Here is a 22217-nt window from a genome sequence, read left to right on the forward strand (position 1 = left end):
AGGGGAAACACAGCCCCTAGACTAATTGGCAACTCTGACCACTTTTAAATTGGAGTTTTTCTGGCCCTTGCCTTCTAATGTCTGCGACAAATCTTGGAACAAGATAAAAGCAACGGCACCAGACAACGTGAAGGTACTGAGAAGTAGTGTAATTAGGCTCAAATGAATAACTTTCATGGATTAATTCTCCCAAGGTATGTCAGTCCCCCTCGCATGACATTCAATATAGCCACCCATTCAGGCTCCCAACATGACTGTCCTCACGCAGTGAATAGATCTTGATCACGACTCGAACGGCGGAGGAGAGGCCGTCACATCATGTTCTGTAAGCTTGTTTGACGCGGTACAGAATCAATCGTTCCAAAATTATTGAGACAAAATTCATCGCACCGCCGCATAGTATTGCCCTAAAAACTATCTCAGAACCTACAAGCATATCTGTCCCAATCGATACACTAAAGAGGATTAGCGTCAGTATTAAAGCCCTATGACTGAAGTCCTCGATTCAATGTCTCAGATCAGTACCCTTGCCTCAACAAAGCTGCGGTATGAGGTGGCGATGCCTGATCCGACCTCTCACCTATTTGAGATCACACTTCATTGCTCGCTTGGAACTGACGACACTTTAGATTTGAAGTTACCGGTCTGGACACCTGGCTCATACCTCGTTCGAGAATATGCAAAACATTTACAGGATTTCTCGGCCGTCGATGCTCAAGGCGCCCGTTTGCCCTGGCAAAAAATCAGCAAGAATCATTGGCAGATTCAAACATCCGGCGTCCAGACCGTCACCATCCACTACCGTATCTTTGCCCATGAATTGACCGTACGCACCAATCATTTGGATGCCAGTCATGGCTACTTCAATTCAGGAGCCATGTTTTTCTATGTCCCGGGGCGAGAACAAGATGCGATCGCAATCACGATTCATCCGCCGGATCCCAGTTGGCATATCACAACCGCATTAGATCCTGTGCCCAACCAGCCGTCAACTTTTCTAGCCGCAAATTTTGACACCCTGGTTGATAGCCCCTTTGAGATTGGTACCCACCAAGTGTATGACTTTGAGGCCTTAGGTAAGCCTCATCAACTAGCGATTTGGGGAGCTGGGAACTACGACGTAGACCAGATCATCGCGGATACCAAAAAAATTATTGAAGTCGAGGCCAACCTCTTTGGTGGACTCCCTTACGATCGATATTTTTTCCTCCTCCATGTTTCAGCCAAGGGGTATGGGGGACTCGAACACCACAACTGCTGTTCATTGCTGTATTCCCGGTTTGGATTTCGTAAACCTGACTCCTATAACCGCTTTATGGGACTGGTTGCCCATGAGTTTTTTCACCTATGGAATGTGAAGCGGCTGCGGCCTCAAGCCCTGCATCCTTTTGATTATGACCAGGAAAACTACACGGATGCCCTGTGGTTTTGTGAGGGCGTCACCAGTTTTTATGATTTGATCCTGCCCTACCGCGCCGGTATTTACGACGCTAAGTTTTATCTCAAACTGCTGTCAGAATCCATTACGCGCCTCCAGTCCATCCCAGGACGACACACCCAGTCCTTAACGGAGTCTAGCTTTGATACGTGGATTAAGCTCTACCGCCCCCATGCCAATTCCCGTAACTGTCAGGTCTCCTACTATCTCAAGGGAGAGATCGTCTCGCTACTTCTTGACTTGCAGATTCGCCAACAGCATCACAACCAACGTTCTTTAGATGATGTGATGCTGCAGCTTTGGCAAACCTATGGTCAAAAGGATCTGGGCTATACCCGAGCACAGCTTCTGGACGTCATAGAAACCATTGCAGAGTTGGACCTGACTGCATTTTGGCAAAGCTATCTAGATGGAACCGTGGAATTACCCTATGAGGAATTTTTGAATCCATTTGGGTTGGAAGTGGTGGCTGAGTTTGGAGAACATCCGCTGCCCTATCATGGCCTAACCCTGAGCAGCCAATCTGGAAAAACCCTGATCAAATTTGTTGATATCGCTTCGCCAGCCCAAACTGCAGGCTTACAACCAGGGGATGAACTATTGGCCTGGGATGGTTTCCGCATCCAGGCGGATCAACTTGAGCAACGTTTGCAAGACTACCAAAGCGGTGATTCAGTCTCAATCACCCTATTCCACGATGATCAGCTCACCACCCATCGCCTTACCTTAGGTGAACCCCAGCCCAAATCCTATACGGTCAAGCCAATAGCTCACCCCACGGATCAACAGAAAATCAATTTCCATCAATGGCTGGGCATTGAGTTAGCAGAACTGACCTAATTTTGGCTCTGGCGTGAAGATGTTAAACCCCAAAAAAACTTGGGAATGCTAAGGGCATATGAACGAAAACTTGCGTCTCCTTTGCCCCTTTGTCGCTTGGTGTGGACTTAGGGGTATTTTATTGCCCACAAAAAATCTTTCACGGCATCTTCACCATTAGTTGATAATTTAATTCCAGAGATAAGCAAACCCTTTAAACCTCACTAGCGCGTATAGGTCGTCATCACCATATACGTGCATTCCAACAAACTGGCCCCCAATTCGGGGGCATTTTATTTGCTTATTTATACTTACGCGGTGATATAAATCACAATAATCATTCCGTAATGCCACTCAGGTAATCCTCAAGACTAGAAAGTTAGGATGAAATTGCCTCAGGGGAACTCTTCGGAGTTATCACCCCCCCTGGGGCATTTGATCTGTCTAGCCTTAGCTGAGTTGGGCAACCACCTGGTTTTTGAGCAGGGTATCTTGAGTTAACAGATCTTCAACGCTGATGCGCAAGGTGCGTCGATTATCGACCCAAAACAGTACTTTGATGCGATCGCTGCCCGGATACCCCGGCGGTGTTAACTTCGCCACTTTCCGTGACCCATCCCGATCATTCAAAGGTTGAACCAGGGTTTGGGATTCAGATAATTGCCGAGTTACTAAGCGATCACCATCGAAAAAGACTTCAGTGCCACTATTGGTATTACCCAACTCTCCCAAGATGAGTTCAATGCTAGGCTGAGCATCCGTTGAAGCCCCGAGGGTCAGTTCAATCGGTTCCTCCATGGGATAGGGCAAGCCTGCAGGAATAATCGGATGCCAACTATGGGCCTGTTGACGGCGGTCCCAGTAGCGAACGCCGTAGCTGTGGTAGAGAAAATCTTTCACCTCTAAACCCTGGGCTACCTGTAAAGCGCCTTGGGCAATCGCTTCAAAGGGGCGGCTACTGCAAATGCGGCTGTCATCAAAATATTGCTGCACCCAGGTTTGAACTGCAGGAATCTGACTGGTTCCCCCCACCAGCAGAACGGCTTTAATATCATCAACCTCTAAACCTTGGCGACGAGCCTGTTGCAAGACCTGGGTCATGCTGTCATCTAAACGATCAAAGAACTGATGCTCCTTGAGAATTTGATCAAATTGTTCTCGATCCAAAGCAAGCTCATAACTATCAAAGGTTTCCTCATTAAAGTAAACCTCGGTCGCCTTGGGCTGTAGGGAGAGTTGAATTTTGAGCCGCTCGGCTAAGCGAGTCGTCAGGGGAGTGACGGCTAAGTTTTGCGTTTTGGCAAAGTGATCGACGAGCCAATTATCAATATCGGTGCCCCCCAAGTTCTGACCCGCTTTCGCCAAGACGCGGGCTGATTGCGGTCGTTGTTTTGAGGTATCCGCTAGATTCTTATCGCCCCACTTCAGAATGAAGCCCAAAGGCTGGGTCTTTTGTTGCGACGTATTGATCTGGACCAGAGACAGATCGAAGGTACCGCCTCCAAAATCCACCACCAGCAGCACATCTTGATCGGCTTTGCCATAGCCTAAGGCTGCGGCGGTGGGTTCATCGATCATCCGCACCTGCTCCACCTGCAGATCTTGGCAGACCTGCCCCAGCCAATGGCGATAGGTTTCAAAGCTATCGACTGGAACCGTCAGAACTAAGGACTCTTTCACGTCCGGATGGGTGGTTTGGAGCTGCTGGAGAATCGTTTGCAAAAACCAGCGTCCCACCTGTTCAAACTGAATGGTTTGGCCATCCAGTTCCGGCAAAAACCCTTGGACCTTGGACCCAATTCCCCGTTTAAAACTGCGAAAAAAGCGCGGATCATTTTGGATATCCAAGCCGCGATCTCGCACCTGTTGCCCCACACAGACTTTATTCTCCGCCGCTTGCTCTACATAGAGCAGACTGGGGATAAGGTCAGGATTTTGGGCCGTCTGATAGCTCAAACTGGGCAGATTAATAATTTCAGATTGCTCTGTAACCGGGTTCCAACGAGCAATAACGGTATTACTGGTACCAAAATCTATTGCGTAACTCAAGAGACTGACCGCTCACTGACAAGAGATGGATAACGTTTGAGAACACGCCTACACAACGAAGCATTCCAGACCAACATGGTGAGGAAAAAGGTACGTACGAAGATGTGCCTTCTAAACTGCTCCTTGAGGCAATCCTCACTCAATTAGTATACAAAAGAGATCAGACTGCTCCAGCAATAGCTGAAGTATTCTCGCCTGTGAGCACTCACATGTCCTGAGCGATATTGAACCTTTGTGGTCATCAATGCCATGCATACCCTATTTCACTGTGGCTTAAGCCTGATGATTGGACTAGCCAGCCTGTCTCCTGCAGCAGCCATGTCTTTTGCGACCCATCCGATTATGTTTCCTCAATCCGGCAATCATATTTTTTGGGTTGCGCAAGGAGTGATGCAGTCAGAAACCTCACCCCAGTCCGGGTCGTTGCCTGACTCGATTCAACAGGCCGTTCTCCAAGATCTTGCCCAACAAACGGGCGATGCTCCAGATCAATTTCAAATTATTCAGGCCCAAGCCCAAACCTGGCCAGATGGTTGCTTAGGATTAGCTACTCCTGATGTGTTTTGCACCATGGCCCTTGTTGAGGGATGGCAGGTGCAAGTTTCCAATGGATCCCAAACATGGACTTATCGTACCGATGCCTTTGGAGATGTCGTGAAATTAGAACCTGCTACCGCCTCCTCTCCTAAAAATAACTCTCAAAACCGTTAGGGCAACCCTTACTTTCCCCTTGAATGCCCGTCCGAGGAACTTTGATGCAATCTCAGAGCTGATCAGTCCAAGCCGTTGAAGTGCCCTTACCGTACTATGATGGCCTAGGCCTTCCCATGCAGGCTAGCCATGAAGACGATTTTAATCACAGGGGCAACTGGATTTGTAGGCGGGCATCTATTGTCCTGCTTAGAAGGGCATCCCTACAAACTCAGACTAGCCCTTAGAAAGCCCCCTCAATCCCCACTCCCACCAGGAGCAGACCTGATCCAAGTTGGGGATATCAACGCCCTAACCAACTGGCAAGAAGCGCTCATCGACGTTGATATTGTCATTCATCTGGCCTCCCGCGCCCATATCCTCAAGGAAACCGTGGCCGATCCAATGGCTGCGTTTAAGGAGGTCAATGTTGAGGGAACCCAGGCTCTCGCTCAGCAATCAATAAAAGCGGGCGTTCAGCACTTTGTCTTTATTAGTTCCATTGGAGCCATGGCGACTTTGAGTGATGTCGGTTTAACAGAAGCGTCGCCGTGCCGTCCTGACTCGCCCTATGGTCGCAGTAAGTGGCAAGCAGAGCAGGATTTAATGGCCCTTGCTCAACCCACCAAGATGCGGTGGACAATTTTTCGACCAACCTTGGTGTATGGTCCCCGCAATCCAGGCAATATGGCGCGATTAATCAAGCTGGTCGATCAGGGATTCCCCTTGCCCTTTGGCTTAATTAACAATCGCCGAAGCCTTGTTTACGTGGGCAATTTAGTTGAGGCCATTGTGGCCAGCCTGAACCATCCCCAAGCCTTCAATAAAACCTTTTTGATCAGTGATGGGCGGACGGTATCCACGGCTGAACTTATTCGGGCCATTGCCCAAGCTTTACAACGTCCAGTTCGATTGCTGCCCATACCGCCCATCTTGATCAAGCTCTTGGGCATACTAACCGGTAAAACGGATGCGGTTGATCGACTTTTAGGATCATTGGCGGTTGATAGTGATAAGATTTTCCAGACTTTAGATTGGACGCCCCCCTACTCTATGGAACAAGGCCTACACAAAACTGCAGAATGGTATGCTCAGGGCGCTTCCAAAGCGTAAGGCAAACCCATCCGTCTCGATACTCCGTGCTCAAGTGATTCACTAAGGATTCATGGTCTTTATCGTTGTTTGTTGTCTAGTAAGCTGCATATTCAGCATGATTGGGGTTTATGCATTGACCAAAACCCTCAAGCAAATCCTGATCGATATTCCCAATGAGCGTAGCTCCCATACCCAACCCACTCCCAGGGGCGGCGGGTTGGGCTTTATTATGGCGTTTGCAGTATCCGCCTACCTCAGCCAAACCTTATTGAGCGACCCCCAGATTACGTTTGCTTATCCAGTCTGGTTGCCCTTGACCTTTCTCGTTGGGGTCGGCTGTATGGATGATTGGAAAAATTTGTCCTCGACCTTAAGATATGCCGTCCAGCTCTTAGTAGCTTGCATGATTGTCAGCCAGGGCAATGCCTTTCCTCAGCCCTGGCTAGAGTCTTTGGGCACCGTTGGTTTTGGGGTTGCGATCGCAACCACGATCATTGGCCTCACTGCCTTGATCAATTTCTACAACTTTATGGATGGTATGGATGGCTTAGTGGCTGGCGTCAGCGCAGTCCAGCTAGGCTTTATGGCCGTTTGGTCCCAAGAACCTGTTCTCTGGCTGTTGGTTTCGGCCTTGATTGGCTTCCTCTATTGGAACTGGTCCCCAGCCAAAATTTTTATGGGGGATGTGGGCAGCACCTTTCTAGGGGCGGTGATGGCGATTACGCTGCTCAACCAAACGGGCACCGTCGAACAGAGTTGGTCCGCTTTGGCTATCACCCTACCGATTACGGGCGATGCTATTTACACTCTGTTCTGTCGAGCGATTCGGGGTGAAAATATTTTCAAGGCCCACCGTAGCCATATCTATCAGCGGCTACATCAAGCGAAGTGGAGTCACAGTAGAGTGGCCGCGGTCTATATGGGCGTGACGGTGGCATTGGCCCTGCTCATTTACGGCTATGGCAGTTTGGGCGCTTGGATCAGCTTGATCGGAGTTACGATCGCAATTCTAATCGCGGAACGATATCTAAGTACTCACAAATCTCTCAGTAATTAAGTCTCTACAAAACACGCAGCAGACTGGGAATAGAGCTAATGGCTTCCATCTGGCGAATTTCGTCTAAGGCTTGATGGAAATTACCTTCTTGGACATCATGGGTGACCACCACAATTTCAGCTAGCTCGGCCTTGATGCCCGTTTGGACAACAGATTCTAAGCTGACGCCGTGATTACCAAAGACAGTCCCTAACTTGCCAATCACCCCTGGATGATCTTTGGTTAAAAACCGAGCATAGAAGCGGGTCACCAGATCATTCATCGGTGCAATATTGCAGTAATGCTGGTGGGAACAAGCCAGCAACGGGTGGATGCGAGAGGACTCTGGATCATTGGCGACGATACCTGTTTTGAGCAAAGCCGCAATATTAATCAAATCGGCAACCACGGCACTCGCCGTCGGCCCAGCCCCTGCTCCGGGACCAAAGAACATCACTTGTCCCAACGGATTGGCTTCGATTAGCAGGGCGTTATAGACATCATTGACGTTTGCTAGGGGATGATCGACGGGAACTAATGTGGGATGAACACGGGCCTCTAATTGAGGCGGCGGCAGCTCGGCAGTTGTGGGAGGCACTTTTGCGATCGCAAGTAGTTTGATTACAAATCCCAGGTTCTTGGCATAGTTAATATCCGCTGCACTTACCTGGCGAATGCCTTCCCGATGAACCTGCTCTAAGTCAATCCGCCCTCCAAAGGCCAGGGAGGCCAGAATCGCAATTTTATCGCCAGCATCTAAGCCATCCACATCCGCAGTGGGGTCTGCTTCGGCATATCCAAGTTCTTGGGCTTCCGCCAGCACATCGTCAAAGGCTGCTCCCGACTGCTGCATCTTGGTGAGGATATAGTTGGTGGTGCCATTCAGAATACCGATGAGGGTATGGATCCGGTTGGCGCCTAGAGATTCCTTGAGGGGCTGAATCACCGGAATCCCACCCGCCACTGCTGCCTCAATCATGACGTAGACGCCTGCTTGAGTTGCGGCTTGAAAAATTTCCTCGCCAAAGCGGGCAATCACGGCTTTGTTGGCAGTGACCACATGCTTCCCTTGAGCGATGGCTTCTAGAATCAGGGACCGAGCGGGTTCAAGACCACCAATGACTTCAACCACCATATCGATGGTGGGATCATTGACGATGGCGTTGAGATCCGTGGTGAGCACCTCAGTCGGGAGATTTAGGCTGCGCGCTTTCTCTAAGGACCGCACCCCAACTTTGGCAATTTCAAGCTCTTGCAAGAGGGGATGTCGGCCTTTGGGGTTAGCAAAGATCTCGCCCACTCCTGTACCTACGGTTCCTAATCCAAGTAAGCCAATTTTGAAACCCACGGTTATGCCCCATCTCGATCACAAACTTTATTGTGACATTCAGATTCAAGTCTTCAACAAGATATAGGGAAAATTTGCGGGACTTGCAATCGGTGGGCCGTCTTCAAATCTGATACGGGATAGGGGGCTTCAGCAGGCGTTAGGAGGGCTTCATAGTTGCCAGACACCACATGCTGCCGCTGATCTGCCACAAAGTCCGAAATATCTTCAATGTCGAGAATCCACTCTTGGGCATACTTACGAATCGCGTCTCCCCGCAAGCCCAATTGAATCGCTCGCCGCTCCAGCTTATGACCAGCTGGATTATGATCTGGGTCCCACTGCAAACGCACATCAGAGGTCTGAACCGCCTTTTGCCAAGATTCTTGGCTATCGTACAGTCCAGACTGAAAGGATGAATGAACGGCCTGAGCCAAAATCGAGTCAAATGCAGATCGTTGCAAGCGAATCGCCAAGACGACCTCTTGACCAGGTTTTGCTCCCCAACCTGAGCGATACATCATCCACAAAAAGTTAGGCTTTATCCAGGTCATGCGTGAGAGCTTAAACTCACCACCGAAGTAACCGTGTTGAGCGGCAAAGTTACCAATGGCAGGTCGATAGGCCTGATACACCACAATGGAATCGGTATCGTATTGGGCCAAGATTACTCGTCCTTGTTGGGGCCAGCGGTCTTTTTGATGGAGATAAGGTTCGGTGCGCAAAGGCATAGCCAATTGAAATAGAAGGCGAATGAAATACTACAATGTAGTATAACTAGTTCATGGCCTACTGTCCATCTATCTCATTCAATTCAGCACCAGGAATTAAACCCCTTACTCCATAAGCTCACATCCCATATCCTTGGCTTGTTGACGGTAATATTGAGCCATTGCCGGATTTTGATCGTCTACCTCGTAAATCGTAGCCAAATTATGGAAAGACAAGGCGCAGCCTTGCAAACCTGCTTGTTGATACCATTGTTTTGCTGCAGCACTATCTCGCTCAATCCCTAAGCCCAGCTGAAACATTGAGCCGAGCAGGCATTGGGCAGTCACGTACCCTTGGTAGGCTAGCAGCGAAAGTAGCTGAAAGGCTTCGGCATACTGATGTTGAGTGTAGGCTACCTGACCAGCTTCTAGTTTTGGATGCAATGGACGCTCAGCACAGTAATGGCAGCTCATGGTGGTGAGTTTTTACCTTTGGCGATGATTTTGGGAATCGTTGTAGTACATTTTCTGAACCATAGGACACCTTACAAGTTGTCTAACACTGTTGTTCTCTAAATTCCTAGAGGAAGCGGTTGGTATCTAATATCTGTATATAGGGCTGCAATACATCACATGACAGATAACCATAGTCATCCCATGAAGGATTGTCATCCATGCCGCTAATCCGCTCAGAATCGCAAGTTGGGAACATACTTGACCATTATCATGACAACGAATCGGATAGCGAACAGATTCGCAAATGGTACGCTGCAATGCGTGACCTGATTCCAAAACTCGATGCTGAATTGCCAAGCACCAATGTTTGGGGCCTAACTTCACACGATTCTCTGTGCCTAATGTCAGTACCCGAATATAATGCTGGCATCAATCATGTCATAATCGAGCACTACTATGATGGATGCTTCAGAATGTCATACCATCCTCCAGAAGGCGAACTTCCAGTGCCGGAATCGCATGTTACCTTTATGGCAATCGGTGTCCCAGAAGCATTGACTCGAATTAAGATTGCAATGGCTGCATCCAAAGGCTGGCCTGATAGCCCTGACTTGTAGCCGACATACTTGCAGAAGAAAGAAGTTACCCTCCTCCCAACTGCCTATTCCTGCAGCAAGTCTCTATTCCTCCCCTCTGCCAGGTTGACGGGATATATCACTAAGTCTTCAGCTTTGCCTGAAACCGATTCATATAGTCGACCAACCGGTATGTTTTGAGTCTCAGTACCAACCCAAGCTTCTTGAGATGAACGCTTGGTAGCTATCCGTAGTACATCGTGAAATGAATATTACAAGAGGTCTATTGACTTTCGAAATGAAAAGGACTGGATTTGTCTAGCAGCTAAGTTTCAACAAATCAGAAAAGTCTTTGGTGACACTCTCAATAGTAAAGGTTCTCGAGGGAGTAAACATGCCATTCTTACTGAGCATCTCCATCAAAAAATATCTGAAAAAATGATTCAATACCAAAAAGAATATCTCTAAATTTTCTCCATCAAACTACAAAATCCTAATCATATCTAGAAGGCTTTAATCAACATGCTATTTGCTACTAATCGCACCTTTATCCAAGGTCCTTCTCGCACCCGAAATCCTCAATTCCCCCGCTCAGTTGACTTTAACTTGGATGACAACCAAGCTGGACAATCTATTTCTTTTTGTCGTCGAAAGAATACGAATAGCTACACAGAGATTGGGCACTCTGCTTTCTTTGATGCCCTAGAAGCCGATCCAGCAGAAGAAATCTTATTCTATATCCACGGATACTCCACTTTACCTGAGCCAGTAATCTTTTCTCGGACAGAAGAATTACAGCAACACTTCAATGCTCTTGGGGGCAAAAGTATTCGGGTTGTTCCCCTCATTTGGCCATGCGATAACGACTCTGGTCCCTTACAAGATTACTTTGGTGATCAGATGGCAGCCGATGCCAGTGGCATCGCATTTATGCGTTTTTTTGAATGGTTTTTTTCATGGCTGAGTAACCGCAATGATGGCCAGAATGCTCCCTTCAACAAAAACTTGAATATTCTGAGCCACTCCATGGGGGCCCGAGTGCTACGTGGTGCCCTTAATCGCGCTGTTCAATATTTTCAAGTAGATGGCTTTCCGCTGATTTTTCGGAGTATTTTTCTATCAGCATCCGATATTGTCAATGAAGCCCTTGAAGTAGGAGAAGAAGGACAGTGGATTCCATCGTCTGCCAGAAATGTAGCCGTTTATTATGCCTCTGACGATTGGGCATTACGAACGACTGCAATTATTAATATAGGCAATCTGGTCGCCTCAAGACGGTTAGGTCAAAAAGGGCCAGAAAACATGAATGCAGTACCTGATAATGTCTTTGCGTTTGACTGCGGAGACTTTAACAATCGATATGATTTACCCGGCCATGGATATTTTGCCAGTGACGTTCAGGGGAATCCTGGGTTAGTCCTCAGACATATGCATGCCACGATGCAAAGAGGGCGAATTATTACGCCTAATGGACAGCGGAATGTTGTCTTAGATTCAAGCTTAGTCACTTTCAACTAGCAGGGAATGTTGCTCTTCCCTTGTCAACGACTAAATCTGATTTTGAGAAGACGCCCTATCTTGCTCCTTTGCCAAATTAAAGGAGTACATCACAAAGTCTTCAGCTGTGCCTGCAACTGACTCATATAGTCGGCAAGCCGGTGTATTGTCAGCCTCAGTGCCAACCCAAGCTTCTTGGCAGCCTAACTCTCGCCCCAAGTTAAGCAGGGTCTGCAATAACTGACGTCCGATGCCTTGTCTCTGATAACGAGGGGATACTCCCACTTCATTAATCCAGAGTTGAATGGGTTTATCAGGATGGAAATACGTCACCGCTGAGGCCATCCCCACCACTCGCTGGTCATCACAGGCTACGGCAATGTGGTGACGAGGATCAGCCATAAAGGCTGCACTCCATGCTCGATTCAGCTGATAGTCAAAAACATCGGGTGCCACACAGTCAAGGACATGAATTTGGTCAGGCTGGAGAAGGCGAATGGTGACGGTCATGGCCAATACCCCCTAGGTATCAGGACTTAGCTCAACGGTAGCGTGGGCTTACGGTCTGAATGAGGGGATATCAGCCATGGCCAAATTGAAAGAAGCCATGCTAGCCTGTGAGAAAGATTTTGTATCTTAGCTTTTGCAAGTGCGACGATGAATTATCGCCCGTCCTACAACGGATTGATTATTACCGCCATTCCTTAATCAGTGGTGGGTTCAACGTCGTATCTAATCATTTCGAGCATTTAGAAACCCGCCTCAAGGCGGTTTTTTTATGGGCCTGCTTTGAGGCAACTCAGGAGGTCAATCATGAAAAAAGTAGCAGTCTTTGGCAATTCCGGTGGTGGGAAATCCACCCTTAGCGCTCAATTAGCCGAGTTAACGGGGTTACCCCTCTATGTCTTAGACAAAATCCAATACAAAGCTGGAGGTGAGAAGGTACCTCAGGCGGTTTATAGACAAACGCACGATCAGCTTCTGCGGGAAGAGACCTGGGTGATCGATGGGTTTGGCTGCATGGAGACCTTATGGGAACGGCTGAAGGCCGCTGACACTCTGGTTTATCTGAATTTGCCGTTGTATATCCATTTTGCCTGGGTGACCAAGCGGATGGTCACAGGGTTTGTGCAACCCCCTTCGAGCTGGCCAGAACAAAGCCCCATCCTCGAGAGCAGCCTGAATAGTTATCGGACCCTGTGGTTATGCCATCGGCATCTGACACCGCGATATCGCAATTTCGTGCAACAAGCCAGGGAGACTCAAACGGTCTATCATCTCCGATCGGTCTCTGATATCTCGGCGTTTTTAACCACGGTGGTCAACTCATAAGGCCTGAATTTCTGGCGGGCTCAAGCATAGACGCGGCAGCTCATATTGCTCAATTAGTTGCCGCGACTGGGGTAGAGACGACCTGCCATCTCCAAAGCTGATCGTTACACCTGTATCCGGTATATCCTGTTAAATTGTCGGTATCGCGCAGCGGAAAAGTTAAGACGTGATTGATTTAAAGCAGCTAAGGGAGAATCCTGAAGCCTTTGCAGAGTGCCTCAGTCGACGAGGTGACTATGATTTGCAGGCTATTTTGGACCTGGATCAAAAACAGCGTGAACTAGAAACCGAGCGATCGCAACTGCAAGCCCGAAGTAACCAAATTGGTAAAACCATTGGTGAACGGATGAAAGGGGGCGCTAATCCCAAGGATCCTGAGATTCAAAACCTGCGGCAGGAAGGCAGTACCGTCAAAGCCACCCTCAGCGATTTAGAGCCGAAAGAGCGTGATCTTAAAGCTGAAATTGGTGAGCTGCTGTTAACGATACCGAATTTACCCAGTGATGATACGCCGGTCGGTAAAGACGAAACCGCTAACGTCGAAGTGAGTCGCTGGGGGGACGAATATATTCCTAAAAACGCCAAGCTCGCTCACTGGGAGATTGGCGAAAACCTGGGGATTTTGAATTTTGAGCGCTCCGTTAAAGTCGCTCAAAGCCGCTTTGCCACCTTGGTGGGGGCGGGGGCTGCCCTTGAACGCGCCCTGATTCAATTTATGCTCGACCAGCAGGTGGAAGCGGGCTATGTCGAAGTTTTACCACCCGTTCTCGTTAACAGTGACTCCTTAACGGCCACTGGACAACTGCCCAAATTTGCCGAAGAAAGTTTCAAATGTGCTGAGGATGATTTGTGGCTCAGCCCAACGGCTGAAGTTCCCGTCACCAACCTCTATCGGGATGAGATTATCAATGCCGATGATCTGCCCATTTTTCACTGCGCCTATACCCCTTGTTTTCGCCGAGAAGCAGGCAGCTACGGCCGCGATACCCGAGGGCTAATTCGATTGCATCAGTTTAATAAGGTGGAACTGGTAAAGCTGGTCCATCCCAGTACGTCTGCTGCTGAACATGAGGCCCTGGTTAAAAACGCGGCTGCCATCCTCGAAGCCTTGAAGCTGCCCTACCGAGTGTTGCAGCTCTGTACGGGGGATTTAGGATTCTCTGCTGCTAAATGCTATGACCTGGAAGTCTGGCTCCCTTCAGCCGATTGTTATCGGGAGATTTCGAGCTGCTCCAACTTTCTAGATTTCCAAGCCAGGCGAGGGAATATTCGCTTTAAGGAATCTGGGCAAAAAGGGACTCAGTTTGTCCATACCCTCAATGGTTCAGGCTTAGCAGTCGGTCGGACCATGGCTGCTGTACTAGAGAATTATCAACAGCCGGATGGCAGCGTTCAAGTCCCCGATGTCTTGCAACCCTATTTAAAACGCAAAGTCTTGTAAACTCCCGTAGGGACGGACCTTCTACAATGGGTGGGACACTGATGGGGGAATTTCTGTCTGTAAGCGTTACTAAGATGAGTTATTTGGCATTGCCCAGGCAGCAACTGTAATTTCGTCTATATTGCCAGAAAAGCTTATAAAAACAGTCGAACCCTGGTGATAGGGTCAGGTGTCTAATCATCGAGCAGTTTCGTTCCTCACCCATGTTCAGTAAAGGGAGAATAATCTTCTATGCGTCTGAATCGTGTCCTAGCCTTAGCGTTAGTGACGTTATGTTTGATTGCAGCTTTAGGTAACTGGTTAGGTGGATCGGTTAACAAAAGCAAAGACCAGGGCTCTGCGAATGTCGCCCAAATCAATGTTTATGGCGTGATTAGCGATGAAGCGTCTGGTGGGCCTTTCAGCTCGGGTGAAGGGGCCAATGCCAATAAGCTGATCAGCAATATCAAAAAAGCTAGAGAGGATGATGGAATTAAAGCCATCCTGCTACGGATTAACAGTCCGGGAGGCACAGCCGCCGCATCCCAGGCCGTGTACGAAGAGCTAATGCGCACCCGCAAGGATACGGATATTAAAATTGTCGCCAGCTTGGGGGATGTCGCTGCTTCAGGAGGATACTACATTGCCAGTGCCGCGGATCATATTGTGGCGAATCCTTCTTCGATCACCGGATCCATTGGGGTGATTGTGCAAACCCAAAATGTGACCTCTCTCCTTGATAAAGTGGGGGTCCAAACCAACACCTTTACCAGTGGCCCCTTAAAAGATATTCTGTCGCCGTTCCGAGAGACGAAACCCGAAGAACGAAAAATTCTGCAGTCCATCGTGGATGATTCTTATCAGCAGTTTTTAGATGCCATTGTTGCCGGACGGGGGATGCCCTTGGAAAAACTGAAGCCCTTAGCCGATGGTCGTATTTATACGGGGACTCAAGCCAAAGACAACAAGCTGGTAGATTCCCTGGGGAATTACTATGACGCGTTGGACAAAACGGCGGAGCTAGCCAATATTTCCGGTGACCCCAAGGTCAAGGATTTTGGCAAAGGCAGCTTATTTGGAGATTTCGGTCCATTTCTCTCCACGTCGAATCAATCCTTTCCCCAGCTAACGACGGAATGGCTCTCTTCCAAATCCCAATGGCCGCGTTGGCATAAGATCCCGCTAACGATCATGGAGTAAGCGATGCTAGATGCTCTATTTACGACGTTCTTTGGTGCTCAATCCTCCCGGAATAACCAATCTGTCTCGATTCTGATTGGCTTTGCGCTTCTCAGCATTCTGTCCTTGAATGCAGCTGGCAAAGTGGGGGCAGGCATTGGGGGAGTAATTGTTTTCTTCCTGTTGTTTTTGGTGGCAGGTCTGTTAGGGGGGCTGTGGTTAGCCGCTGCCTTTAACTTTTTTGCTCAACTCTTGGGAGGCAAAGGTTCAGCTCAGGAGAGCTTACGGGCAGTCCTGCTGGGGTTGTGGCCGTTGATGATCTCTGGACCTGCGATCGCAGCTTCGCAGTGGCCCGGTATTTTAGGTCAATTTTTAGGTCTGTTATTGGGGCTAGTCGTCCTGATTGGGACGCTGGTCACCCTGACGCGATCCATCGGCCAAGCCCATCAACTCCAGTGGGGGAAAGCTTTATTGACGGTTATCTTTACGGCTGTAACGTCGATGCTGGCGTGGTTAGGATTTATTCTCTGGCCCCTCGTTTTGATATTGGGGTTGTAGCGAAACGGCGATGTATAAACACTTTTTCATCGACCGCAATAATTCATAATGAAAATCGCTGGTTTTTTAATAAAAAGATACCGATCCCTGGCATTTTTCAGTGCATCTACCCAGGCGATTTTGATAGCATTTTGGAAACAATAGAATTAAGCAATTAATTCTTTTGAACAGTCACAACCACGCAGGGCCTCATCATGCTTCAAGAGCCAACTAGCACAATATTTTGGACCATTATGGTCTGTGAATTCTTGGCCGCCTTCGGTTTAATTACCTACCTCGCTCAAGGGGAAAAGCGCCGAAATAAACCTCAGTAACTTTTGCTCTTATTTGCAGCAATTAACTTTCAACATACCTCCTAACATAACCAACAGCAGCTCAGGGTCAACTGTGCTGCTTTTTTCGTGGTTCATTGACTTAGACAACAGCCACCTCGCCTGATTGGAATCACCGACCGATGCTTCAACTGACTCGATAGACTTTCGGAGTCATTCCCGTCACCTGTCGAAACTGCCTGCTTAAATGACTGTGGCTGCTAAAACCACACTCGAAGGCAATATCGACAATGGGCTGATCGGTTTGCTTTAAAAGCTGTTTGGCCCGCTCTACCCGCTGCTGCAGCAAATATTGAAAGGGAGAAAGCCCCATAGATCAATGGCACTGACTTAAGAAGTCAGGAAAAGGCTACAAGTCTTGATAGATATAGGATCAAGACTTGCACGCCATAAACTTCTGCCTTTCACTATGTCTGAGTCAGCCGAAATTCTCAAGCAGCAATTTTCCCAAAGCCTGGGTTTACCGTGGACAGATATCCTTCCAGCCTCAAGGTTAGAGGAACTCCTGAAAGAAGAAGCATTCTCCTATCGCAACCGGATATATAGCCCCATCGTTACGCTGTGGGCCATGCTTTACCAAGTGCTATCAGCCGATAAAAGCCTTCGTAACACAGTCAAATGCATCACGACTTGGCTCACAGCGGCTGGCATCCAACCGCCCTCATCTGATACCGGAGCCTACAGCAAAGCCAGAAGTCGCTTTCCAGAGTCACTGTTGCAACGTTTAATTCCCGAAAGCGCTGAGTGCTTAGCGCAACCCCTCTCCCCAGAGCACCTCTGGTGTGGTCGGCCCGTCAAGGTCTACGACGGAACCACCGTGTTGATGGCTGATAGTGCGGCCAACCAAGCATCATATCCACAACATGGCAATCAAACAGCAGGCTGTGGTTTTCCCATCGCTCGCTTGGTAGTGTTCTTCTGTTTGGTTACCGGTGCAGTGGCGTCAGCTTGTATTGCCTCCTGGGACACCAGTGAAATTGTCATGAGTCGTTTGCTCTATCAAGACCTTGAGGTCGGTGATGTGGTCATGGCGGACCAAGCTTATGGCAGCTATGTTGATCTAGCCATCATTCAACAACACAGGGCTGATGGAGTGTTGCGTAAACATCATGCTCGCAAGACTGATTTCCGCAAAGGCAACAAGCATGGCATTGGTGATCATCAGGTGACATGGCATAAGCCAGCCCAACGGCCTGAGCACATGAGTGAGCAAGATTTTGCCCTGATTCCTCAAACATTGGTCGTTAGAGAGGTGTGTTTGCGCTTATCCCTTAAGGGCTTTCGCGACCAGCACATTATTGTGGTGACGACGCTGCTGGATGCTCAACGCTACAGCGCTGGGCAACTGACTCGCTTGTATGGCTGGCGTTGGCCAGTGGCGGAAGTCAATCTGCGCCATCTCAAAACCACCTTAAAAATGGAGATGCTCAGTGCCAAAACTCCGGATATGGTGCGCAAGGACATTTGGGTACATTTGTTGGGCTATAACCTACTCAGAAGTCTCATGGAACTTGCGGCACCGCTAGCAGATAATGCTAGAACTCAACTGTCTGTGCAAGGAGCACGACAACACTTCAATCAGATGCTTGCTTTGTTGGCGACAGCCAACCGTGCGACCAGAAAGCGGTTGTTTACTCATCTACTTGAGACCATGGCAGCCGATCTATTACCCTCTCGACCGAATCGGCACGAACCGAGAGTCGTCAAACGCAGACCCAAATCTTTCCCGCGAATGCGACAACCTCGCTCTGCTCTCAAAGCTAAGCTAGCTGTTTGATTGAGCTTAAGTCAGTGCCATTGCCCCATAGATTGCTTGAACAGACGGCTAAAGTGAAATTGGCTCATGTCTAACAACTGCGCTAAGTCAGCCAGCTTGAGATCTTGCTCTAGATGGACATCCATATAGTCCAACACCTGGGCAAGCTGGCGCTGGGGAATACCGCCGTCATAAACCGGTAAATGGGGTTGGATCGTTGCATACTGCCTGAGCAAGTGGACCGTTAACACATTGGCTAAGGAATCCATCATCAGGCTGCTCGCTGTATTCTGCTGGCCTTCCGTCAGCAGCATCATGGCGATGGTCTCTATTTGCGGATCGCGCATCCGAAATCCGGGGACTAGAGAAATGCGATCGCAATCTTGTTCCAGAGTTTCCTGGACAACTTTACGGACAAACTGATCGGTCAGTTTCACCTCTAGACAATGTTCATGCCCTTCCCACCGCGCAAAAAATGGCGAGCCAGCCGGTGCCAGGGAGAAATCTCCTTTCTGAATCAGGCCGGTAAAGGTGTTGCCGTCTTGGGATTGGACATAGTGAAGCGGACGGGGTGCCAATGACATAAACAGGGTATGTTCTGCCTCAAACTGACACTGTCCTTCTCCTGGTGGATTTTGGAATTGGTGGACATGAATATCCTTCCCCTTTTGCTCTGAGCTTGGCAAATTGAGGTAGGCCGTGACAGCAGTTTGTTGTGGTGCTGTTTTGTCCACGATGTCTAATCAATGGGGTTAGTTGCCACTATACAATTCCAACCTATTTGCGCGAGTGAAATTGCTTACAGAATTCAGATTCCCATGGCCCATCATCAAGATTTCTGCCAGGGGGCTATACGTTCTATCGGGCACCACCGATCGTCAATAGGATACGTCTCAATATCATAGACATCTCTAGTTAATACAATCAGCTCATCCTCATCCCACCGATCAATCAGCGCGATCACATCTGATTTTTGGACTGTGCCAATGGAAACAGATGATTGGTGAGGACTGCCCACAGCAAACTGTAGAGCAATATCAAGATTGAGAGTCCATGAGATGCCGTGTAGTAAGGGATGATCATGGCCACGGAAAACTGTTAATTCCTTTGGTAATACCGTCAGTTTTTTCTGTTCAGCAGACGTCATCATATGGTGAACATGCTTGCTAAGTGGTAAACCAACCATAGTACCTAGCGTTAGTTCAAGAAATGATGATGATTGCCCCAAGGACTCTGGGTTTGTCCAAATTTGGCCCAACATTTCGAAGTATTTAGGATCTCGTTGTGGGAAATCAGGCTTGTCTAATTCTTCAAAGTAAAAGTTATGGAGGCGCTCAAAAAGATCTAAATCAGGATAAAAGGACTGCCATAAATTTGGCTCAAGCTTTCTTGCAGCACTTGTTTTTCGATATTGATAGATCTTGTTAAGACGAGCATGAAGTCTTGGAGAGATTGCCCATTCAAAATGCACTAGTGGATGGTGCAGCCCCTTTTCTGATAGATAAGGCTGAAGATCAGGATGTAAACCTGGCAATCTATAGGTTTGGAGAACTTGATCAATATCGAGTCTAGGTGACGACATCTTAAGGATTGAGAGCCAATTCAGATACTGATTCGATGCTAACTCGACACACCTCAGTTCACCTTCTTCTGTTCATCCCACATATAGGTCAATCATAAAACGGTTGGTTCAGCTATTCTGATGAGCATCCCATTTATGGCGATGTAATGGTCAGGCAATCGTAAATGGCATGTCGTTTAGAAATTGGCCGCAAGATTGTGAAAGTGTCGCAAGAGGGTGATAGTGGCATCTAAAGGGTTTTCCTAAGCTGAGATTGTCTTGACTTAGGAGAGCAACATTATGAAATTACTCGTTTTTGGCGCAACAGGAAGCGTGGGTCGCCATGTGGTTGAACAGGCCTTAGCTCAGGGGCATACCGTTACAGCCTTTGCCCGCAATCCCCAGAAACTCGATATCCAGAATCCTCATCTCCAGCTCTTTCAAGGAGATGTCATGGATTTCCCTACGGTTGAGCGGGCCATGCAAGGACAAGACGCCGTGCTCTGTTCTCTCGGCGCGGGTCGCAATGGTGTCATTCGCTCCGAAGGGACTCGGCATATTGTCCAGGCCATGGAGAAGGTTTCTATATCGCGTCTGATTTGTCAGACCACGCTAGGGATTGGCGATAGCCGAGACAATCTCGATTTCTTCTGGAAGTACATCATGTTCGGGCTGCTATTGCGGCCTGCTTATGCAGATCATGTGGCTCAAGAAACCTACGTCACACAAAGCAACCTGGACTGGACCATTGTTCGTCCTGCAGCATTTACGGATGAACCCCAAACGGAAGCCTATCTGCACGGCTTTCCAGCCGATCAACAAGGGCTAACCCTGACCATTTCTAGAGCCGATGTCGCTGACTTTATGCTGCAGCAACTGCAAGACCATACCTATTTGCACAAAGCGCCAGGCTTGTCCTACTAACTGACAGTGTCCATCAAATGTTATTCAACCGGAGAGTCGTCATGTCGAATCAACTTTTGTTCTCAATCAAACTATTCTCAATTTTAGGGTGTGGTCTTGTTGCCAGGATGTTCTTCGCCTTCTCGACCTTTGTGATACTAGCTCTAGGTCAACGCCCGCCTTCAGAAGGGATTGCCGCGATGCAGGCCATTAATATCACAGTGATTAATCCTTGGTTTATGATCGCGTTTCTCGGAACGGCAGTCACTTGTCTGGGCCTTACCGTATTCTCACTCACTCAGTGGCAACAACCGGAGTCTGCTTACCTGCTGGTGGGGTGTCTGTTGTATCTGATTGGGACGCTATTTGTCACCATGCAGTTTAATGTACCGATGAATGATGCCTTGGCCATTGTTCAACCTGATAACCCTGATGCAGTGGGTCTTTGGGACCACTACCTGTCGAAATGGACCTTCTGGAATCATATCCGGACTGCTGCTGCCCTAGCCGCGACTGCAGTACTCACCCTGGCCCTTAGAACTCCACAGGTATAGGGCCATCGTCAGCTAAGCCTTCTGAATCGCGGCTTCTTTGGCCTCAAACTGGGAATCCCCTTCCGCTACCTCAGTTGTGCCTCGCAATTTTGGATCCAAGGCATCTCGTAAGGCATCACTAACAACGTTTAGGGAGTAAATCAACAAAAACATGGCTAACACCACCCCTGCCAAAGGCCACCAAATGCCCTGAACTAACTCCCCAGTAGCATCTGAAATCATGGCGCCCCAGCTCGCTCCATCCTGAATACCCACCCCGATATAGGTCAGAATCACTTCCGACTTGATCGCGCCCAAAATTTGGAGGGACGCACTAATAATCGCCAAATGGATGACATTGGGGAGGATATGACTAAATATAATCTGAAGATCATTGGCCCCAATCACTCGGGCAGCAGCCACATATTCCAAATTGCGGGTTTTAAGTACCTCGCTCCGTATCAATCGACAGAGTCCCACCCAACCGAGCAGGCCCATAGCCAAACAAATCGCCACTAGCCCCTTACCAATCACATAGGAGATGGCAATTACCATCAAAATGTAGGGTACAGAACTAATGACGGTATACAGCCAGACAATGCCAACATCGACTAAGCCCCCGTAATAGCCCGCCAAGGCGCCTAAAATGACACCGATGGGAACAGAGATGCTGGTCACTAAGACTCCAATCAGCATTGCTGTTTTAGTTCCAGCCAAAATTTTATAGAGAACAGAGCGACCAAACAGATCGGTGCCGAGTAATTTTGCGAGTTCTAACGAAGGGGCTTCATATTCTGCCCCCACCCGAGTCTGATAGTCAGGTAAGACATTAAATCCCCCCAATACAGCCACCAAAATGTAGATAGCGATAATCCCCAAGCAGATGACAACCAGTTTTTGACGGCTGAGCTTTTGGGCAGCTTCCCAATAAAGGTTATGAACGCGGGTCAT

Annotated in this window: 22 protein-coding genes and 1 pseudogene; 13 read left to right on the forward strand and 10 right to left on the reverse strand. The window is 48.5% G+C overall.

The annotated features are described in order from the left end of the window. Positions 1–21: 21 nt before the first annotated feature. Complete coding sequence (locus AM1_RS42100; protein WP_012162560.1) at positions 22–177, reverse strand: hypothetical protein; 156 nt, start codon at positions 175–177, stop codon at positions 22–24. A 310-nt stretch (positions 178–487) separates the two neighbouring features. Here AM1_RS42100 and AM1_RS09205 point away from each other — a divergent pair, with 310 nt between their 5' ends. Further along, positions 488–2278 carry a M61 family metallopeptidase gene (locus AM1_RS09205; protein WP_012162561.1) on the forward strand — a complete coding sequence of 597 codons (1791 nt, stop codon included), beginning with the start codon at positions 488–490 and terminating at the stop codon, positions 2276–2278. A 429-nt stretch (positions 2279–2707) separates the two neighbouring features. Here AM1_RS09205 and AM1_RS09210 read toward each other — a convergent pair whose 3' ends face one another. Next, on the reverse strand, positions 2708–4306 hold the full coding sequence (locus AM1_RS09210) for an Hsp70 family protein (RefSeq protein ID WP_012162562.1): 1599 nt from the start codon (positions 4304–4306) through the stop codon (positions 2708–2710). A gap of 249 nt (positions 4307–4555) precedes the next feature. Between AM1_RS09210 and AM1_RS09215 the strand changes: the two genes are divergently transcribed. The 3 genes from AM1_RS09215 to AM1_RS09225 all read left to right on the forward strand — a co-directional run bounded on the left by AM1_RS09215 (position 4556) and on the right by AM1_RS09225 (position 7148). Then, a complete protein-coding gene (locus AM1_RS09215) occupies positions 4556–5017 on the forward strand; it encodes a hypothetical protein (RefSeq protein ID WP_041660837.1) in 462 nt (153 codons plus the stop codon). Positions 5018–5146: 129 nt separating this feature from the next. Then, positions 5147–6109, forward strand: a complete 963-nt coding sequence (locus tag AM1_RS09220; protein ID WP_012162564.1) for an NAD-dependent epimerase/dehydratase family protein — start codon at positions 5147–5149, stop codon at positions 6107–6109. Positions 6110–6161: 52 nt separating this feature from the next. Further along, the gene (locus tag AM1_RS09225) at positions 6162–7148 is read left to right on the forward strand and encodes an MraY family glycosyltransferase (protein WP_012162565.1); all 987 of its coding nucleotides are present in this window, start codon (positions 6162–6164) and stop codon (positions 7146–7148) included. 4 nt (positions 7149–7152) lie between these two features. On the opposite strand, the gene AM1_RS09230 is transcribed toward AM1_RS09225, so the two are convergent. The 3 genes from AM1_RS09230 to AM1_RS09240 all read right to left on the reverse strand — a co-directional run bounded on the left by AM1_RS09230 (position 7153) and on the right by AM1_RS09240 (position 9638). Next, a complete protein-coding gene (locus AM1_RS09230) occupies positions 7153–8475 on the reverse strand; it encodes a homoserine dehydrogenase (protein ID WP_012162566.1) in 1323 nt (440 codons plus the stop codon). A gap of 53 nt (positions 8476–8528) precedes the next feature. After that, positions 8529–9185 (reverse strand): DUF4291 domain-containing protein, encoded by a 657-nt coding sequence (locus AM1_RS09235; protein WP_012162567.1) that lies wholly within the window; start codon positions 9183–9185, stop codon positions 8529–8531. Positions 9186–9290: 105 nt separating this feature from the next. Next, positions 9291–9638, reverse strand: coding sequence for a tetratricopeptide repeat protein (locus AM1_RS09240; RefSeq protein WP_238549207.1), 348 nt, complete (start codon positions 9636–9638; stop codon positions 9291–9293). A 200-nt stretch (positions 9639–9838) separates the two neighbouring features. Here AM1_RS09240 and AM1_RS09245 point away from each other — a divergent pair, with 200 nt between their 5' ends. Next, positions 9839–10237, forward strand: coding sequence for a hypothetical protein (locus AM1_RS09245; RefSeq protein WP_041659516.1), 399 nt, complete (start codon positions 9839–9841; stop codon positions 10235–10237). 480 nt (positions 10238–10717) lie between these two features. After that, positions 10718–11713, forward strand: coding sequence for an alpha/beta hydrolase (locus tag AM1_RS09250; protein ID WP_012162571.1), 996 nt, complete (start codon positions 10718–10720; stop codon positions 11711–11713). A 30-nt stretch (positions 11714–11743) separates the two neighbouring features. Here the strand turns inward: AM1_RS09250 and AM1_RS09255 are convergent, their stop codons facing one another. Further along, positions 11744–12202, reverse strand: a complete 459-nt coding sequence (locus AM1_RS09255; RefSeq protein WP_012162572.1) for a GNAT family N-acetyltransferase — start codon at positions 12200–12202, stop codon at positions 11744–11746. 303 nt (positions 12203–12505) lie between these two features. Here AM1_RS09255 and AM1_RS09260 point away from each other — a divergent pair, with 303 nt between their 5' ends. From AM1_RS09260 to AM1_RS09275, 4 genes are all read left to right on the forward strand, one after another. Continuing rightward, entirely contained in the window at positions 12506–13024 is a 519-nt protein-coding gene (locus AM1_RS09260; protein ID WP_012162573.1) for a P-loop NTPase family protein, read from the forward strand. 166 nt (positions 13025–13190) lie between these two features. Next, positions 13191–14465, forward strand: a complete 1275-nt coding sequence (gene serS, locus AM1_RS09265) for a serine--tRNA ligase (protein WP_012162574.1) — start codon at positions 13191–13193, stop codon at positions 14463–14465. 231 nt (positions 14466–14696) lie between these two features. Further along, entirely contained in the window at positions 14697–15644 is a 948-nt protein-coding gene (sppA, locus tag AM1_RS09270; RefSeq protein ID WP_012162575.1) for a signal peptide peptidase SppA, read from the forward strand. A 3-nt stretch (positions 15645–15647) separates the two neighbouring features. Then, positions 15648–16181 carry a YIP1 family protein gene (locus tag AM1_RS09275; protein ID WP_012162576.1) on the forward strand — a complete coding sequence of 178 codons (534 nt, stop codon included), beginning with the start codon at positions 15648–15650 and terminating at the stop codon, positions 16179–16181. Between the two features lie 459 nt (positions 16182–16640). On the opposite strand, the pseudogene AM1_RS09280 reads toward AM1_RS09275, so the two are convergent. Further along, positions 16641–16829 (reverse strand): annotated as a pseudogene (locus tag AM1_RS09280) (helix-turn-helix domain-containing protein); the annotation flags it as partial. Between the two features lie 42 nt (positions 16830–16871). Between AM1_RS09280 and AM1_RS09285 the strand changes: the two are divergent. Further along, complete coding sequence (locus AM1_RS09285) at positions 16872–18290, forward strand: IS4-like element ISAcma16 family transposase (protein WP_012162310.1); 1419 nt, start codon at positions 16872–16874, stop codon at positions 18288–18290. Between the two features lie 11 nt (positions 18291–18301). Here AM1_RS09285 and AM1_RS09290 read toward each other — a convergent pair whose 3' ends face one another. Both AM1_RS09290 and AM1_RS09295 read right to left on the reverse strand, forming a co-directional pair. Next, positions 18302–19003 (reverse strand): AraC family transcriptional regulator, encoded by a 702-nt coding sequence (locus AM1_RS09290; protein WP_012162579.1) that lies wholly within the window; start codon positions 19001–19003, stop codon positions 18302–18304. Positions 19004–19098: 95 nt separating this feature from the next. Then, the gene (locus AM1_RS09295; protein WP_012162580.1) at positions 19099–19851 is read right to left on the reverse strand and encodes a hypothetical protein; all 753 of its coding nucleotides are present in this window, start codon (positions 19849–19851) and stop codon (positions 19099–19101) included. A 279-nt stretch (positions 19852–20130) separates the two neighbouring features. Here AM1_RS09295 and AM1_RS09300 point away from each other — a divergent pair, with 279 nt between their 5' ends. Then, the gene (locus AM1_RS09300; protein ID WP_012162581.1) at positions 20131–20754 is read left to right on the forward strand and encodes an NAD(P)-dependent oxidoreductase; all 624 of its coding nucleotides are present in this window, start codon (positions 20131–20133) and stop codon (positions 20752–20754) included. A 41-nt stretch (positions 20755–20795) separates the two neighbouring features. Continuing rightward, complete coding sequence (locus tag AM1_RS09305; protein WP_012162582.1) at positions 20796–21287, forward strand: anthrone oxygenase family protein; 492 nt, start codon at positions 20796–20798, stop codon at positions 21285–21287. 12 nt (positions 21288–21299) lie between these two features. Here AM1_RS09305 and AM1_RS09310 read toward each other — a convergent pair whose 3' ends face one another. Next, complete coding sequence (locus AM1_RS09310; RefSeq protein WP_012162583.1) at positions 21300–22217, reverse strand: ABC transporter permease; 918 nt, start codon at positions 22215–22217, stop codon at positions 21300–21302.

Source organism: Acaryochloris marina MBIC11017, from assembly GCF_000018105.1.
Taxonomy (GTDB): Bacteria; Cyanobacteriota; Cyanobacteriia; order Thermosynechococcales; family Thermosynechococcaceae; genus Acaryochloris; species Acaryochloris marina.

Bases quoted from the DNA above. Each gene is read 5' to 3' on its own strand.
- AM1_RS09310 (WP_012162583.1), bottom strand. From the start codon at position 22,217: ATGACCCGCGTTCATAACCTTTATTGGGAAGCTGCCCAAAAGCTCAGC.
- sppA (WP_012162575.1), top strand. From the start codon at position 14,697: ATGCGTCTGAATCGTGTCCTAGCCTTAGCGTTAGTGACGTTATGTTTG.
- AM1_RS09245 (WP_041659516.1), top strand. From the start codon at position 9,839: ATGCCGCTAATCCGCTCAGAATCGCAAGTTGGGAACATACTTGACCAT.
- AM1_RS09240 (WP_238549207.1), bottom strand. From the start codon at position 9,638: ATGAGCTGCCATTACTGTGCTGAGCGTCCATTGCATCCAAAACTAGAA.
- AM1_RS09255 (WP_012162572.1), bottom strand. From the start codon at position 12,202: ATGACCGTCACCATTCGCCTTCTCCAGCCTGACCAAATTCATGTCCTT.
- AM1_RS09295 (WP_012162580.1), bottom strand. From the start codon at position 19,851: ATGTCGTCACCTAGACTCGATATTGATCAAGTTCTCCAAACCTATAGA.
- AM1_RS09235 (WP_012162567.1), bottom strand. From the start codon at position 9,185: ATGCCTTTGCGCACCGAACCTTATCTCCATCAAAAAGACCGCTGGCCC.
- AM1_RS09250 (WP_012162571.1), top strand. From the start codon at position 10,718: ATGCTATTTGCTACTAATCGCACCTTTATCCAAGGTCCTTCTCGCACC.
- AM1_RS09205 (WP_012162561.1), top strand. From the start codon at position 488: ATGACTGAAGTCCTCGATTCAATGTCTCAGATCAGTACCCTTGCCTCA.
- AM1_RS09305 (WP_012162582.1), top strand. From the start codon at position 20,796: ATGTCGAATCAACTTTTGTTCTCAATCAAACTATTCTCAATTTTAGGG.
- AM1_RS09215 (WP_041660837.1), top strand. From the start codon at position 4,556: ATGCATACCCTATTTCACTGTGGCTTAAGCCTGATGATTGGACTAGCC.
- AM1_RS09300 (WP_012162581.1), top strand. From the start codon at position 20,131: ATGAAATTACTCGTTTTTGGCGCAACAGGAAGCGTGGGTCGCCATGTG.
- AM1_RS09260 (WP_012162573.1), top strand. From the start codon at position 12,506: ATGAAAAAAGTAGCAGTCTTTGGCAATTCCGGTGGTGGGAAATCCACC.
- AM1_RS42100 (WP_012162560.1), bottom strand. From the start codon at position 177: ATGAAAGTTATTCATTTGAGCCTAATTACACTACTTCTCAGTACCTTC.
- AM1_RS09225 (WP_012162565.1), top strand. From the start codon at position 6,162: ATGGTCTTTATCGTTGTTTGTTGTCTAGTAAGCTGCATATTCAGCATG.
- AM1_RS09220 (WP_012162564.1), top strand. From the start codon at position 5,147: ATGAAGACGATTTTAATCACAGGGGCAACTGGATTTGTAGGCGGGCAT.
- AM1_RS09275 (WP_012162576.1), top strand. From the start codon at position 15,648: ATGCTAGATGCTCTATTTACGACGTTCTTTGGTGCTCAATCCTCCCGG.